The organism is Dolichospermum heterosporum TAC447 (genome assembly GCF_024584745.1).
Lineage (GTDB): Bacteria > Cyanobacteriota > Cyanobacteriia > Cyanobacteriales > Nostocaceae > Dolichospermum > Dolichospermum heterosporum.
In genome coordinates this window covers 3197452-3213684 of the sequence record NZ_CP099464.1, presented here as the reverse complement: position 1 = coordinate 3213684, position 16233 = coordinate 3197452, and the positions used below count along the sequence as shown (strand labels likewise).

Annotated in this window: 10 protein-coding genes; 7 read left to right on the top strand and 3 right to left on the bottom strand. The window is 36.4% G+C overall.

Annotated features, from left to right (window positions below):
* The first annotated feature begins 104 nt into the window (after window positions 1–104).
* Window positions 105–1184 (top strand): T3SS effector HopA1 family protein, encoded by a 1080-nt coding sequence (locus NG743_RS14470; protein WP_027403439.1) that lies wholly within the window; start codon window positions 105–107, stop codon window positions 1182–1184.
* A 34-nt stretch (window positions 1185–1218) separates the two neighbouring features.
* On the opposite strand, the gene NG743_RS14465 is transcribed toward NG743_RS14470, so the two are convergent.
* A complete protein-coding gene (locus tag NG743_RS14465; RefSeq protein WP_027403438.1) occupies window positions 1219–1776 on the bottom strand; it encodes a Uma2 family endonuclease in 558 nt (185 codons plus the stop codon).
* 427 nt (window positions 1777–2203) lie between these two features.
* Window positions 2204–3562 carry an NAD(P)/FAD-dependent oxidoreductase gene (locus tag NG743_RS14460; RefSeq protein WP_027403437.1) on the bottom strand — a complete coding sequence of 453 codons (1359 nt, stop codon included), beginning with the start codon at window positions 3560–3562 and terminating at the stop codon, window positions 2204–2206.
* A 255-nt stretch (window positions 3563–3817) separates the two neighbouring features.
* On the opposite strand from NG743_RS14460, the gene ilvC reads away from it, so the two are divergent.
* Both ilvC and NG743_RS14450 read left to right on the top strand, forming a co-directional pair.
* Window positions 3818–4813 (top strand): ketol-acid reductoisomerase, encoded by a 996-nt coding sequence (gene ilvC, locus NG743_RS14455; protein ID WP_257120319.1) that lies wholly within the window; start codon window positions 3818–3820, stop codon window positions 4811–4813.
* Window positions 4814–4892: 79 nt separating this feature from the next.
* Window positions 4893–5513, top strand: coding sequence for a hypothetical protein (locus NG743_RS14450; RefSeq protein ID WP_257120318.1), 621 nt, complete (start codon window positions 4893–4895; stop codon window positions 5511–5513).
* Between the two features lie 220 nt (window positions 5514–5733).
* On the opposite strand, the gene NG743_RS14445 is transcribed toward NG743_RS14450, so the two are convergent.
* Entirely contained in the window at window positions 5734–10419 is a 4686-nt protein-coding gene (locus NG743_RS14445; protein ID WP_257120317.1) for a hypothetical protein, read from the bottom strand.
* Between the two features lie 864 nt (window positions 10420–11283).
* On the opposite strand from NG743_RS14445, the gene NG743_RS14440 reads away from it, so the two are divergent.
* The 4 genes from NG743_RS14440 (at window position 11284) to NG743_RS14425 (ending at window position 16188) form a co-directional block, all read left to right on the top strand.
* Window positions 11284–11712 carry a hypothetical protein gene (locus NG743_RS14440; protein ID WP_027403434.1) on the top strand — a complete coding sequence of 143 codons (429 nt, stop codon included), beginning with the start codon at window positions 11284–11286 and terminating at the stop codon, window positions 11710–11712.
* Window positions 11713–11948: 236 nt separating this feature from the next.
* Complete coding sequence (locus NG743_RS14435; protein WP_051424385.1) at window positions 11949–12401, top strand: hypothetical protein; 453 nt, start codon at window positions 11949–11951, stop codon at window positions 12399–12401.
* Between the two features lie 129 nt (window positions 12402–12530).
* On the top strand, window positions 12531–12932 hold the full coding sequence (locus tag NG743_RS14430; RefSeq protein ID WP_027403433.1) for a tetratricopeptide repeat protein: 402 nt from the start codon (window positions 12531–12533) through the stop codon (window positions 12930–12932).
* A gap of 124 nt (window positions 12933–13056) precedes the next feature.
* The gene (locus NG743_RS14425) at window positions 13057–16188 is read left to right on the top strand and encodes an FkbM family methyltransferase (protein WP_051424384.1); all 3132 of its coding nucleotides are present in this window, start codon (window positions 13057–13059) and stop codon (window positions 16186–16188) included.
* The last annotated feature ends 45 nt before the right edge of the window (window positions 16189–16233 follow it).

The window sequence follows — 16233 nt, the reverse complement described above, 5'->3', positions numbered from 1 at the left end:
GTTTATCTGCGGTCAATTTTCTTGGAAATATTATGCCATACAGCCTCATCTAAACCTGATATTTCCCATATATTTTCCGAAAATTTGAGGTGCAAAACAAATTAATGCTTGATGACTCTACCAATCAAATTCTCAATTCATTATTCGATATTGCCAATAATATCCAGATTGAACCTAATTTTTGTATTTACCATCCCAATTATCAACCTTTTGCCTTACCCACAAATATAGCAAACAGGTTTCAACAAAACTCACCTTCTTTAAAACAGAAATATTTGAATATACTGTTGAGAAATTTCCTCTATGGTATTTATTACAACGGTTCACTACAAACAGTCTTAGCCACAAACAGTAATTGTCAATCTCAGATACATTTCCTAGAAAATAATAGTTTGGGTGTAGATGAAGAATTCTATGAACAACTACATCATCGCAATCATGGTACAGGTTATTATGAACCGAATTGGCAGATTTTGAGAATTGAACCTGATGGTAGTATGGCTGTAAATAAGGATGGATTAACCTTATATATTGAGCCAGAATGTCATCTGCAACCCCAGAAAAAGTCCCCTAAAGTGGGGGAATTAATAGCAATATGGATGCCTAAAAATCGCTTGCAAAATGGCTGTTATGTGGCAGTAAGTAATACAGCAATAGAAAATCAAGCTCCCCAAAATACTGATTTAGGAGGAGGACGAATTTATTTTCATGTGAGATCATCCGGGGCAATTGTCCTCATGGATAGCTTAACCAAAGCCTTGAATAATGTGGCAATTGCCTTTAGTTTCCAAGTTCTTTATAATCCCGCAGCATATCAGCGTTATGATGCAGGTGTGCTGCATTTTAACCGCCAAGATTACCCCACAATTCGGAATATTCTTCAAGATATTTATCAAAAACATCAAGCTTACTTTCAGCCGGAAATTCCCTTATTTACAAAATTTTTAGCACCGGGATTAGGGTTAGCCGAAGAACCAAATCAAAAATTTGCTCCTCAAGAAAGTTTTGGGATGAACCGTTGTCAAATTGTTGCCAATGCGCTGTTAGAATCTTGGCAAAGGGGTAAAAATGCTTTAGAAGAAAGAATAGAATTAATTAACCAACACTTTGCCAGAAATTTGATTGATGTGCAGCATCCCTATCTTAATCCGGCTTCTGAGGATATTTATCAGCCGTTAATTTGAGGAGAAAATGATTAGTGATAAGCTATCAATCATTTTATAAATTTAACCAGCTAAATACTTCTTGAACAGTTATATCTAATTCAACCCCTGTGAGAACTGGTAAGTGATTGCTATTTTTAAGTTCCCTAACTCGGCGATCGCTATCTACTACTAAAATACTCTCATCTTCAGGATCAAGCAACCAACCCAACTCAGTACCATACTCAGCACAGTGTAGTAATTTGGCTAGGACTTGTTTATATCTCTGATCGGGAGAGAGAATTTCAATAGCCCAATCTGGATGGATTTCAAAGCGATTGGCAATGCGTCCTGATGGCAACCGAGGGATTCGCTCCCACCGAAATACGGCTATATCTGGAACGATCGCTAATCCACCAAAAACACAGCGTAGTTCTGGAAAAGCTTTGGCAATTTTTTGAGGTTTAGTAATTTGATTAATAGTTTCGCATAGATCGATCTGAAGTTGGCTATGTTCCCCTTGAGGCATTGGTTTCTGTGTGATTTGTCCATGAATAAATTCAGAAGCAGGTTCTGTTTCTGGCAATTGCAAAAATTCTGCGATAGTTGTGGGTTTAATTGCTGCAGTAGTCATAGCTTTATAAGAAGATAGGCTATACTCAACATGGTTGAAATATGGACTTTTGTAAAATTACGAAAAACCTAGATTTGTATGTAAAGCAAGAGCTTCATTGGTGTCAACTTAAGGTAAAACCCATAACCCGACTGGGAATGATAGCGTAGCGTGGCGTAAGCCATATTCCCAGTCTCATAGCAGAAGTTGTCTTTTGATGACTGAATAACTAGAAAATTTTTGAACTTGTTTAGTTTAGTAAACTTTAGCTATTAGGACTGGAACTGAAGTTCCAGGCGGGTCTGTCAGCCAAACAAATAACCCATCTGTAGCTTAAGTTGACACCAATGAAGCTCTTGCTTTACTCCTACCCGGAGAATCAAATAATTAAGCCGTGTTGGGTATATATCTAAATCGGGATAGTGGGTTATGAACCCACTTGATAAAACTACACATTTAACGGCTTTTTTGTGATAACTGGCGTGTGATTATCACTATTTACAATTGGTACAGGGGCAATGGTTTCCTTACCTGTAATTAATCTCGCGCCACGATTGCGGGTAAAATAACTCCACAACCATTGAATCATCACAACTAACTTATTATCAAATTCAATCAAGAAGTAAATATGAATAAATAACCAAACAAACCACGCCAAGAAACCTCTGAGTTTGATAAATCCTAAATCAACAACTGCGGCGTGTTGCCCAATCATTGCTAAACTACCTCTATCCACATATTTGAATTGGGGTAGTGTTTCACCTTTCAAACGTTTTTGAATGAGTTTAGCTACATATTCGCCTTCCTGCATGGCGACTGGTGCAACTCCCGGTAAAGGTTTATCATTTTGATGGGCGAAATTTGCTAAGTCACCAACTACGAAGATGTGGGGAAATCCTTTAATACTTAAGTCTGGTTCAACCATAACACGACCAGCACGATCGCTCTCAACTCCCGTCTTCTCTGTCAAAACTTTCCCCATTGCTGAGGCTTTCACACCCGCAGCCCACAACACAGTTTTTGCTGCAATTTCTTTGACATCATCACCTTGCTTAATCGTCACAATATCATTTTCAATATGTGTTACCAAAGTTTTGGTTTGCACATCTACGCCCAAAGCCTTTAATGATGTTTCCGCTGTGTGGGATAATTCCGGGGCGAAAGGGGGAAGAATCCGATCTAAACCTTCTAACAATAAAACTCTGGTTTCTGAGGTGTCAATGTTGCGGAAATCTTCTGTCAGGGTTTTAGTTGCCAATTCAGCGATCGCCCCCGCCAATTCTACCCCAGTTGGACCACCACCAACAATCACAAAAGTTAACAAAGCTTGGCGTTTTACCGGATCACTTTCGCTTTCAGCCGCTTCAAAGGCAGAGAATATCCGCCGACGCATCTCAATTGCATCTTCTACAGTCTTTAAACCCGGTGCAAATTCTTCCCAGTTATCCTTACCAAAATAGGAATGCTTCGCCCCTGTAGCCACAATTAAGGTATCGTAGGGGACAGTTTCCTCACCCACCATCACCTTTTGGGCGTTAGCGTCAATATCATTCACCTCACCCAACAGCACTTTTGTATTCTTACTTTTGCTGAGGACAGCCCGCAAGGGAGAAGAAATATCCGCTGGGGATAAAGCACCTGTGGCTACTTGGTACAGAAGAGGTTGAAAGAGGTGAAAATTGCGTTTATCAATCAGGGTGATTTGCACATTAGCCTTAGCCATAGACTTAGCGGCATACAATCCACCAAAACCACCACCAATAATCACGACTTGATGAACCGGTTTCTTGTCAGCTAGATCAACCATAAAAAATATTTCCTTCCATTACAGGGCTGTAACTATTCTTAACAAATTTGTATCAAAATTGTCACAATTATTTCTGTTTATCTTGAACTTCTTAAAAAAAAAGAAAAGTAACAGATTTGGTAGGGGCGCAGGGCCTGCGCCCACCCAGGAGTCAGGAGTCAGAAAGAAATTCCCCCTATTCCCTATTCCCCAATTTGCGATACAATCATAAGTCTGCCAATTTCATGACAGCCTTTATAAACAGGAGATGCTTCTATGGCGCGTATGTATTATGATGAAGATGCTAATTTAGACCTTTTAAAAGGTAAAACCGTTGCTATTATTGGTTATGGTTCTCAAGGTCATGCTCACGCGCTGAATCTCAAAGATAGCGGTGTAAATGTCATTGTCGGATTATATCCCGGCAGTAAGTCCACAGCCAAAGCCGAAGCTGCTGGTTTGACAGTTAAAAATGTGGCTGATGCTGCCAAAGCTGCTGATTTTATCATGATTTTATTACCTGATGAAGTCCAAAAAACAATTTACAAAAACGAAATCGAACCCAATTTAGAAGCTGGAAACGTTTTAGCTTTTGCACATGGTTTTAATATCCATTTTGCACAGGTTGTACCCCCTGCTGATATTGATGTCGTCATGGTTGCGCCTAAAGGACCTGGACATTTAGTGCGTCGTACCTACGAACAAGGACAAGGTGTACCTGCATTATTTGCAGTTTATCAAGATGCCACTGGTCAGGCACGCGATCGCGCTATGGCTTATGCTAAAGGTGTTGGTGGTACACGCGCCGGTATTTTGGAAACTACTTTCCGTGAAGAAACCGAAACCGATTTGTTTGGGGAACAAGCAGTATTGTGTGGTGGTTTGAGTGCCTTGATTAAAGCTGGGTTTGAAACCTTAGTTGAAGCAGGTTATCAGCCAGAACTCGCTTATTTTGAATGTCTGCACGAAGTCAAATTAATTGTTGATTTAGTCGTAGAAGGTGGTTTAGCCACCATGCGCGATAGTATTTCTAATACTGCCGAATATGGTGATTATACTCGCGGTCCTCGCGTTGTCACCGCCGAAACTAAAGCGGAAATGAAGAAGATTCTCAGTGAAATTCAATCTGGACAATTTGCGCGGGAATTTGTCTTAGAAAACCAAGCTGGTAAACCTGGTTTTACTGCTATGCGTCGTCAAGAAGCTGAACATCCTATTGAAGCAGTTGGTAAAGATTTACGTGCCATGTTTAGTTGGTTGAAAAAAGCGTAATTTGGGGGAATTGGTAATTGGTAATTGTTTACCTTTTACCAAATTCTTTATTTTGCACGCAGAAAATATTTAGCAAAGTATGACAAATATTTGCATAGAAGTTAAACTAATATTTGTAAATAAAGAATTAAATGCCATGACACTCAAAATCAAATCTATTACTAGTCTTAAAGTCCAGGGGTTAATCTTAACTATCCTGCTATCAACCTTAATACCTGAAACTGTTCAGGCGCAAATTATTCCCCCCATCAAATTACCAACCACTACAGTTCCTAAGCCAACCATTAAATTTCAAGTACCTAAGCCAACCATTGAAACTCCATTAACCCCATTAGTATTTCAAGGACCTAAGCCAACCATTGAAACTCGATTAACCCCATCAGTATTTCAAGTACCTGCTAATTTTGTCGTCAGTCCAGCAGTTAATACAACTTCTAGCTTCGTTTCTGGGATCAAAGAGGGTAGTAATTCACCTCAAATTCAGACAAGGACAGTGACAGGGACGGGAAGTGAATCTATTGCTATTCCGGTCGCAACTACGACATCAGGAACTGTATCTACTATTAATGTAGTTCTACCTTCTAAAAATTCTGTTTCTAGTGGAGATGTCAATTTTAATGTTGATACAACTCCAATTTCTACCGTTGGTTCTGTAATAAATAGTGTTAACCTTTCATTTCCTGTACCAGTTTTAGATTAGACATCTCCGAAAATTGGCGTTGCTGAATTGAGGTATGAAATTCCCAAATTGAACCTTTAAAAATCTTACCTTTGCGTCTTTGCGCCTTTGCGTGAGACTAAAATTCATACCCTTAATCAGCAACGCCCAAAAATTAAGTATGCGTGGCATGAAACCCCTGTAGAGACGTTCCATGGAACGTCTCTACAATTTTTGCTGGAGATGTCTACTGATTTGGAAGCTAAAATTTAAGTTCTAGATTCATGTCCCCTCTAAAACCATCCTCACTTTTACCTAAACGAGAATTCATCACTAAACCAGAATTAGCACTTGCATAACGGAATATCATCCCATAGTTAGGATCTTTTAACTGACTTTCAAATCCTTTGGTAGCTGTAGAATAAGTTGAATAGTATGGACCAATTGTGACAGTCCCTAATTCTTTATCTTTCAAAACATCATAGGTAGCTTCAAGTTGATATGAAGGTTCTTGATTACCAAAAGAGAAAGAACTATTAAAATTCAAACCACTTTTATGAGAAAAATTAAGCAATAAAAAAGCGCTAATTTTATCTAAACTAGTAGATTGAATATCAGGATTAAGCATTTTAGGAGAATAACTCAATACTGGATAAAAAGTTATATTAAAATCTGGTTTGACAAACTGAAATACATTACCAATAGTCAGGCCTGATAGATTCAAACGATTAGGATTAGTGTTATAAGTTAGTGAGAAAAAAGGCGAATTAACTATAATCGTATGCCATTGTTGATTTTTATCATAAAAAGTATTGCGAAAATCTGCTTTAGTCGCAAACTTTAACATTCCTCCCAGAGAACTTTCTGCTGTAGCATTAGGATTCAACTTACCCAAATTATTATCAATCATTGGTGCAGAATCAGGAAATAGATTAAACCACATACCTGTGGATAGGGAATAACTTAAATTATCAATACTTCCAGACATGACAAATTCCACTGCTGGTAAATAAAGATTTCCAGTATAAGAAGATGTTTCAATTTCCCTTTGTCGAGACGTACTCATTTGAATTCTATCAAAATTTATATCAAAAGTTTTCTCTCCCCCCATAATAGGAGCTGCTGTAAACAAATTATTGAGATTATGACTAAAGACATAGGATTTATCAAATAAAACTCTTCCATCTGAAGTTTCTGCCCGCAAAAAGCTAAATCTAATCGTTTGAGGAGCATCAATTTCAGTTAAACTAGTAGGAATATTAATACCTGTAAAAAATATTGGACCAAAATCACTAAGATTAATTGAATCTATGACAACAGGAGTTTCATCAGTCCAAGGTTGGATGATTTGCTCAATAAATTGGACATTTCTTTGATAAATACCTGTTCTTAGTTGTAATAATAATGAACTATCTGAAGCGATATTTCCTAAAAAAGTATAACTTCCAGAAACTTGGGCAAGGTTACTATTAGTATTACCATAACTTAGTGTATTATTTAACCTTTCATTCATCTGTCTGCGTTGTTGAGATGTAGCTTTTGTCTTCAAAATTCCCAAAGGTTTTAAGGTGTTATACTGTTCTTTTGCTTCATTAATAGTTGCATCCAAATTACCCGGATTAATAGCACTAAAAACACTACCCAATATTAATCCTAAACTAGCATTTGTGGTCTGATTCAAATCCGTATCTTCCCATTGGGCTGTAGTTACAGATAAGCCAGGATTAGCAAAAACATTTAAATAATTTAATCTAATTTTTTCTGGGTCATATTCTAGTAAGGTGCGGTTATGTGACCAACTCAAAGTATATCTATACCAAGCTTGAGTTTTAGGACTTAATATAGAGTAAGTGGTAACTTCAGGGCTTTGTGGTCCAAAGTTATACCACATCAAGGAATTGAGATAATGAAAATCTTTCTGTTCTTTAGTTAAAAAGGGATTGCTAAGAACTGCCAGAAGATCATTATTATCCATTTGATTAACTTGTAAAGTTTTGATCCCAGGTAGAGACGTAATTGGAGCTTTGAATGAATATCCCTGTCCAGTAAAAAAATCACCTAATGTTAGTCCGGTAGCAAGGAGATTTTCACGGGGAATAATACTACCAGCTTCCAATTTGACACCATTATTTAATAAAGGTTGTAAATTGACAGTTGGAAAGCCTTGCAAAAATTTTGGTGCATTTGTAGCATCTAAATTACTAAACAAAGTGCCTCCTCCTAATAGTTCATCTGTAGTTGCTTTGTCTGTGTCATTTAGGAGAATAATTTTTTGGAATAAACTACCATCAGAGCGAGTAATATTCAGATTAAAACTGGCATTATCAGGTAGATTAACTCCCGGAGGTAGGACGATTTCCGCAGCCGCACTAGTAATATTTACGTCATTTAATTTCTTCTTATCTCCTACTAAATCTGCTAAAACACTAGGAAGACCAAATGCTGTTTGTAAACCCCAAAAGGACGTAGAAACTTTAGCAAATTGTCTCAATTTTTGTTGATAACTATTGCCCTGATACCCAAAATTTAGATGGTTTCCATGGGTTTCAATAACCACACGATTACCATCTAATACCCAATATAATTGTTCGTCATCGGGATAAATAGAAATATTAGCTGATTTAAAAAGGGGATCACTAAATTGCTCTTTTTGAAACGCATTATCCGGATCAAAGTTATCTAAATCAAAACCGAAATTTGCATAGAAAGTAAATTTTGAGGGTTGAAAATTACGAGGATTAATAATTAGTTTATCACTTGTGTTTACGAAAAATGGATATCTTGACGCGCTGTTTTCTAACAAACTACGCATTAAAATTCTCAGGGCTTGTTTATTTTGTTCTGGAGCTAATGCTGGTTTCTCCTCTGGTTTATCATCTGGAATCGGTAAAGAAGGTACTTCCTTGGGAAATACAGGTAGATTTGGCTCAACTGGAGTTAATTGCGCTTGCTGCTGATTGCTTGTTTCCTGTGCGATTAATGTCTTGCCACTAAGAGTAGTGTTGTAATTAGATTTATATAAATGAAAGTTATTAGTATTATTTATATTTAAATCTTGATCTGAAATATTATAATAAGTCCTATTAGCACTATATTCACAGCCAAAGGTGTGTCGCTTTAAATCTTCCTTCTTTCCTAGCCTATTTTCCTCACAACTAGACGTTGTCTGGAGGATATTTTCTGGTAACTGATATGCAGAATATTGATTGAGACTGATTTCTGTATCGTTTAACTTTTGTTGTGGTGAGAAAGGAGTAATAGTAGTTATCTCTGGGGTAGAAGAAGTTAATGCTGGTTTCTCCTCTGCTTTCGTTTCTGGTTTATCATCTGGAATCGGTAAAGAAGGTACTTCCTTGGGAAATACAGGTAGATTTGGCTCAACTGGAGTTAATTGCGCTTGCTGCTGATTGCTTGTTTCCTGTGCGATTAATGTCTCGCCACCAAGAGTAGTGTTGTAATTAGGTTTGTATAAATGAAAGTTATTAGTATTATTTATATTTAAATCTTGATCTGAAATATTATAATAAGTCTCATTAGGACTATATTCACAGCCAAAGGTGTGTCGCTTCAAATCTTCCTTTACACTGGGGATATTTTTCCTAGTGACGAGTATTGGTGCAGAATCCTTCAGCCTATTTTCCTCACAACTAGACGTTGTTTGGAGGATATTTTCTGGTAACTGATATGCAGAATATTGATTGAGACCGATTTCTGTATCATTTAACTTTTGCTGTGGTGAGAAAGAAGTAGTAGTAGTTATCTCTGGGGTAGAAGGAGTTAATGCTGGTTTCTCCTCTGGTTTCGTTTCTGGTTTATCATCTGGAATCGGTAAAGAAGGTACTTCCTTGGGAAATACAGGTAGATTTGGCTCAACTGGAGTTAATTGCGCTTGCTGCTGATTGCTTGTTTCCTGTGCGATTAATGTCTCGCCACCAAGAGTAGTGTTGTAATTAGGTTTGTATAAATGAAAGCTGTCAGTATTATTTATATTTAAATCTTGATCTGAAATATTATAATAAGTCTCATTAGGACTATATTCACAGCCAAAGGTGTGTCGCTTCAAATCTTCCTTTACACTGGGGATATTTTTCCTAGTGACAAGTATTGGTGCAGAATCCTTCAGCTTATTTTCCTCACAACTAGACGTTGTCTGGAGGATATTTTCTGGTAACTGATATGCAGAATATTGATTGAGACTGATTTCTGTATCGTTTAACTTTTGTTGTGGTGAGAAAGGAGTAATAGTAGTTATCTCTGGGGTAGAAGGAGTTAATGCTGGTTTCTCTTCTGGTTTCGTTTCTGGTTTATCATCTGGAATCGGTAAAGAAGGTACTTCCTTGGGAAATACAGGTAGATTTGGCTCAACTGGAGTTAATTGCGCTTGCTGCTGATTGCTTGTTTCCTGTGCGATTAATGTCTCGCCACCAAGAGTAGTGTTGTAATTAGGTTTGTATAAATGAAAGTTATTAGTATTATTTATATTTAAATCTTGATCTGAAATATTATAATAAGTCTCATTAGGACTATATTCACAGCCAAAGGTGTGTCGCTTCAAATCTTCCTTTACACTGGGGATATTTTTCCTAGTGACGAGTATTGGTGCAGAATCCTCCAGCCTATTTTCCTCACAACTAGACGTTGTCTGGAGGATATTTTCTGGTAACTGATATGCAGAATATTGATTGAGACTGATTTCTGTATCATTTAACTTTTGCTGTGGTGAGAAAGGAGTAGTAGTAGTTATCTCTGGGGTAGAAGAAGTTAAATTATTTAACTCAAAACCTATGTCTCTAGATTGTACCTGTATTTCAGTCTGATTATTGGTATTAACGCTGATAAAATCGGTTGCTTTTTCTTCGTCATTTGCCAGGACTTTTACGGGAAGCAGTGCCGACACCGACAAAGCTACCAGCAGTTCAGCACCGCAGAAAATATCTTGTTTCTTCATTTTATCGACAATATTTCAATGAGGTTAAGTAGGTAAACAAAATAAAAATGAGGGGTATTGCATTTTGTAAAATGACTGAAACTCAATCGGAATCTCGCATTGAGACAACTTTACATACCGTTATATACCTTTAAATTTTTCTGTTCACTTACTTAGGGATCACCAAAAAATAAATTACCCAATTTTGTGGGATGGGCATCCTGCCTGTCCTTGGTAATTAGCGGGCAAGATGCCCGCACCACAAGAAACTTTTGGGGATTTTTTTAATTGGAAGTCCCTTAGAGGATGTTTGAAAAATTAGTGAGTGTGTCAGAAGTGTTGACTTCTTTGTTAGTCCGTCAATGCGTAAGTTATATACATAATATTATTGCATTAGTGCAGCGTGGCGTTAGCCATATAAAACGAAGTGAAATGAAGCAATTGCCAGGGTTGTGATTGCTTCCCTTCCCTCGCAATGACTGTAAATATTTTTGTCCAATTACTTAAAGCCTAGTGTGTTACTTCTACATATTTTTGGAGGGACTGTCCGGAAAATTATTGATATTACCGTAATTTACATTTAAAACATCTGTTACAGGCACTTTCTCATAAAAATATGGCGACGTATTTTGTGCATTAAGTCTTATGGGATAAGGAATTCAGAATTAACACCCTACTTAAAGCCAAACATTATAAAGTTTTATTGCAGAAAAATTGTCTTAAAATTGTCTTGAATATAACTTGACAGACAAGAATATTCACTTATATAATAAAATTTCACATATATCCCACCAGTCAAAAAGACTACTAAACCATAAGTTTGTATAATTCACACTGGTGGGGATTTTTGGCATTTAAGTTCAATATCAAGGAATGAGTAAAATCATGAAAACATCTAACAAAGTATTAAAAGCTGCCGCCATTGCTTCTCTCTTAGCAGGTGGAACAGTTGCAGGTTCATTCATCAATGCTGAGTCCGCTCAAGCTGGTCCTCAATCTTCCAAAGTATCCGGTGCGCTGACTAGTGTTTTAAGCAATGGTGTAACCAATAGCTTTGCTTCTGAAGTTGTACTGCCACAGGAATCTATAGCCTCTACTGGTGCAGTCACAATGAATGTTACATATGCTTCAGTAGGTACTGATGGCAGTCAACTTGCGATTACAACAGCAAACATGAGCGCTGGTACAGCAACTTATTCTGCCATGACAGTTGAAGCTGCTACTGCTCGTACAATTGGTGCTGCTTCTGCTGCAAGTCGCTTCGGTGATATTATCGGTATCGTTAAATCTTTTCAAGGCGGTGGGTTGGACTAGTTAGAGAAAGTCGGCGATCCCTACTCATTAAAGGAAATAGAAGGAATCGTCAACCACCTTTATGGGACATAGGCTAAAAAATTGATGCCCTATGCTCCAGACTTTATCCCCTAGCTTCAACTAGGGGATAAGTTGATTTTATTCTAAATTTGAATTAATGTCTGCTATCTTTGCTCCAGATGTGAAAATTTGAGTTGGGAAATATTGGGATAGTCCAACACTGGAGTGTCCCAACCATGAATACCAACTGTATCCACACATCAAAAGCATCTGTCGTTACATTTTTGTTGACAGGGATAGCAGTTACCAGCTTATTTATCCCTGGGAAACCTGTTCAGGCTCAATCTGTTGGTAATAATTCCCAGTCTAGAGTTTCTGCGGTAGTTACTAGTATTTTATCGAATGGGACAACTAACCGTTTCGCCTCGGAAATTGTATTTCCCCAAGGTTCTATTAGCCCTAGTGGTGATCTGACAATAAAAATTATCTATGGTTCTGTAGGTAATGATCCCAGTCAGGTGGCAATTATTAAAGGCAATATGAATGCTGGAACTGTTAATTATCCAGATAACACCATTCAAGCTGCGATCGCTCGCGCCATTGATACTGCTATTAATGATCATCGCTTAGGTGACATTATTGGCATTGTTAAATCATGGCAAAGTGGTGGTTCTGCTGCTTTAGATTAACGATGTGATATTTGGAAAGTAACAAACTTATGCAAAAACCTCTCTCCTTGCTTTATACAAGGGAGGTTTTATAAACCCATTGTCATCTCAAAACAGTTTGTATAGTTTTTTCGCACTATCTCTAACAATATGACTATTTCTGAGAAAGAATACTTTGCCCAACGTAGTAAACAAATCGAGAACCGTAAACGAATTTTTACCATAGTTTCCATAGTTTCATTTTTCGGTTCTATTGCTTTTGGGGGTATCAGTGCGGTATTATCATCGCTATCATCAGCAAAACAGCAACCTCAGCAACCTGCTACTGAGTCAGTGATAACGCAATTGCAAAAACAGGCACAGGGTTATAAATTAGTTTTACAGCGAGAACCCAATAACCAAGTAGCATTGGAAAAGTTATCTATTATCCGGGTAAGGTCTGGAGATACACAAGGAGCGATCGCGCTTATAGAGAGACTAGTTAAGCTGCATCCTGATAGGCAGGATTATAAAACGGTGTTGGCGGAAGTGAAGAAAAGAGTGGGAAATTAAGAGCGATCGCTAGAAAAAGCATACAAAAAACTAGGTTGATGTTGTCAGCTTAAGTAATCTAATAAAAATTCTCTGACCAGATTCAATTAAATATTTAAACCCTATACAAACGGAGTTAGAAATAATGACATTTATTTCCTATGCCCAGAATTATGAAGATGTTCTGCTAAATCGTGTATTTAAAGATAAAACTCAAGGTTTTTATATTGATATAGGAGCATTGCATCCAACTTTTGATTCAGTAACAAAAGCTTTTTATGATCGAGGATGGACAGGGATAAACATAGAGCCTATCAAAGAATTCTATAGCATATTTATCAAAGACAGACCAAGAGATATTAACTTAAATATTGCTATTAGTAATACAGAAAGCAATCTGGATTTTTTTGAAGTATTAGGACAACCAGGAAACTCTACTTTAAATAAAGATATAGCTTATAAAATTGCTCAAGAAAAAGGTTTAGATGTTGTTCAATATGCTATTCCAGTGAAAACTTTAGCCTCTATTTGCCAAGAGTATGTTAATCAGAAAATTGACTTTCTCAAAATTGATGTGGAAGGATTAGAAGAAGAAGTTATTTTAGGTGGAGTCTGGGAGCTATTTAGACCTACAATATTATTAATAGAAACAACTCTGCCAAATACTAACATTCGCTGTGAAAATAATATTCCTGAAATTCTAAAACAAAAAGGTTATCAGCACGTTTTTTTTGACGGAATCAATGATTATTACATAGCTGAAGAGTCAAAAGATTTAGTCAGACATTTTTCTTACCCAGTCAATGTTTTAGATTTTTATGTAAATTACATATTCATTGAACAGCAAAGACAGATAAACGAGTTAAGCACAATGATAAATTTAAATAATAATGCACTTCAAATAGTGCAACAAAATAATTGTCTATCAGAAAACATAATTTTATATAACCCAATTATTCTCATAGACTGCGTATTCTTTCAACTCTACCAAACAGGTATAGCTCGTGTTTGGAAATCTCTGTTCCAAGAATGGGCCAACAATGGATTTGCTAAACATATTATCATTGTTGACCGGGCTGGAACTGCACCCAAAATACCAGGAATTAGATATCGCACTATTCCCGAATGCGACTATAACAATACAGAAGCGGATAAACAGATGCTCCAGCAAATCTGTAATGAAGAAAGAGCAGATTTATTTATTTCTTCATACTACACCACGCCAATTACAACACCGTCTGTATTCATGGCTTATGACATGATCCCAGAGGTAATGGGATGGAATTTGAATGATCCTATATGGAGAGAAAAACATCAGAGCATTAAACACGCATCTGCATATATAGCCATTTCCCAAAATACAGCCCGTGATTTGTGCAAATATTTCCCAAATATAGCTGTAGACTCTATTACCGTTGCCCATTGTGGAGTTAGCAATATTTTTGCACCAGCTAACCCATTACAAATCAATACATTTAAACATAGATATGGTATTAATAAGCCATATTTTTTATTGGGAGGTAATCTAGGTGATTACAAGAATAATATTCTATTTTTAAAAGCTTTTTCAAAACTCGCCAACAGGTACGAATTTGATATTATTTTCACTGGGTTCGGCGGAGTATTTCCACAAGAATTGAGAGATTATACATCTGGTAGTGCTGTACATCTTTTATCACTTAGTGATGAAGAATTAGCAATAGCTTACTCTGGTGCAGTGGCTTTAGTATATCCTTCTAAATATGAAGGTTTTGGAATGCCTATAGTGGAAGCAATGGCCTGTGGTTGTCCTGTAATTACTTGTCCTAATAGTTCAATTCTAGAAGTAGCTGGAGAAGCGGCTATATATGTCAATGATGATGACGTGGAGGCAATGGCAAATGCTCTGATTTCAGTGCAGAATCATAATTTACGCACGTCGTTAATTACAGCCGGTTTAGCTCAGGCACAAAAGTTTTCTTGGACTAAAATGGCAGAAAAAGTGAGTTCAGCATTAATTGATGCAACTTCTTTGTCGTTAAAACTCAGAGAAATTAATTTAATCATCTTCCCCGATTCTTCACAACCAGAACAATCAATTTATCAAGACTTGGTAAATGTTATTACAGCTTTAGAAAATCATCCTGATAGTGAAAAGATCACCCTACTGATTAATGCCAGTAATTTCCCTAGCCAATTTACACAAATATTTATGGATAATTTGTGTAAGCAAGATGAAGAAGAAATCAATGAAGGATTAGAAATTTCCTTAGTAGGTAAATTATCGCCTATGCAGTGGGAATCTCTATTACCTCAACTTACTGCTAGAATTATTTTGAGCAACGAGGATCAACAAGTAATAGAACAACTGCAACTAGAGAAACTGCCATCTTACCAGATTGATAATTTAGAAAATCAATTATTTACTCTATTGAAGGTAATAAGACAAAACAAATATCAAGTATACAAAAATTGTGTTACTTACCATATCAAAGAAATCCCTCTTAGCCTTCCTCCTGATCATGCCTTGCCGCAATATCAGAATATGTTTAGACTTTATGATAAATTTATTGGTGTTCTCGCTAAACATTTACCAAATAATGAGGATTTAATAGTTGACATAGGAGCAAACGTTGGTGATACAACAGCTTTATTACTTCAATACTGTGAAAATCCAATTTTATGTATTGAAGCAGATACAGATTTTTTCTCAATTATGGAATATAATCTTTCTGATTATAGAGAAAGAATTACCTTTGTAAATTCTTTTGTATCGGCAAAGGATTTAAAGAATGTAGAACTGGTAAAAAATAGAGGCACAGCAAGAGCAGTAGAAAGCAAAGATAAACTTGTGAAATCAGATTCATTAGTATCTATTATTAAGAATTCAGAATTAGGTAAATGTATACTTTTGAAAACTGATACAGATGGATTTGATCTTGAAATTCTACTTTCTAGTCTTAGTAGAATCGAGGAAGATAGTCCAATACTTTATTGGGAAAATGAAATTTCATCCCTAAAAGATATAGAAGATGTAAAAAAATTACTCGAAGAATTAGGAAAAATTAATTACACAAAATATATTGTCCTAGATAATTTTGGAAATCCCTTAATTTATGAAGGAACATCAGAATTTGTAAAACAAATAAACGAATACTTGTTAAATAATAAGTATAATAAAAACCAGACTTTTTATTATACAGACATAGCGGCTTTTCCAGATAAATATAGTTACCTAGTTGCAACAATTGCATCTGACTATAATAATTTTATGAGAAGCTCAAATGTATACCCATGATTTTAGCTGTTGTTTAATTGTTGTTTAATAAATACAGGACTGGTT

Excerpts from the sequence above, each read along its gene's own strand:
- NG743_RS14440 (WP_027403434.1), top strand. The coding sequence starts at position 11,284 with ATGAAAACATCTAACAAAGTATTAAAAGCTGCCGCCATTGCTTCTCTC.
- NG743_RS14430 (WP_027403433.1), top strand. The coding sequence starts at position 12,531 with ATGACTATTTCTGAGAAAGAATACTTTGCCCAACGTAGTAAACAAATC.
- NG743_RS14465 (WP_027403438.1), bottom strand. The coding sequence starts at position 1,776 with ATGACTACTGCAGCAATTAAACCCACAACTATCGCAGAATTTTTGCAA.
- ilvC (WP_257120319.1), top strand. The coding sequence starts at position 3,818 with ATGGCGCGTATGTATTATGATGAAGATGCTAATTTAGACCTTTTAAAA.
- NG743_RS14445 (WP_257120317.1), bottom strand. The coding sequence starts at position 10,419 with ATGAAGAAACAAGATATTTTCTGCGGTGCTGAACTGCTGGTAGCTTTG.
- NG743_RS14470 (WP_027403439.1), top strand. The coding sequence starts at position 105 with ATGCTTGATGACTCTACCAATCAAATTCTCAATTCATTATTCGATATT.
- NG743_RS14425 (WP_051424384.1), top strand. The coding sequence starts at position 13,057 with ATGACATTTATTTCCTATGCCCAGAATTATGAAGATGTTCTGCTAAAT.
- NG743_RS14450 (WP_257120318.1), top strand. The coding sequence starts at position 4,893 with ATGACAAATATTTGCATAGAAGTTAAACTAATATTTGTAAATAAAGAA.
- NG743_RS14460 (WP_027403437.1), bottom strand. The coding sequence starts at position 3,562 with ATGGTTGATCTAGCTGACAAGAAACCGGTTCATCAAGTCGTGATTATT.
- NG743_RS14435 (WP_051424385.1), top strand. The coding sequence starts at position 11,949 with ATGAATACCAACTGTATCCACACATCAAAAGCATCTGTCGTTACATTT.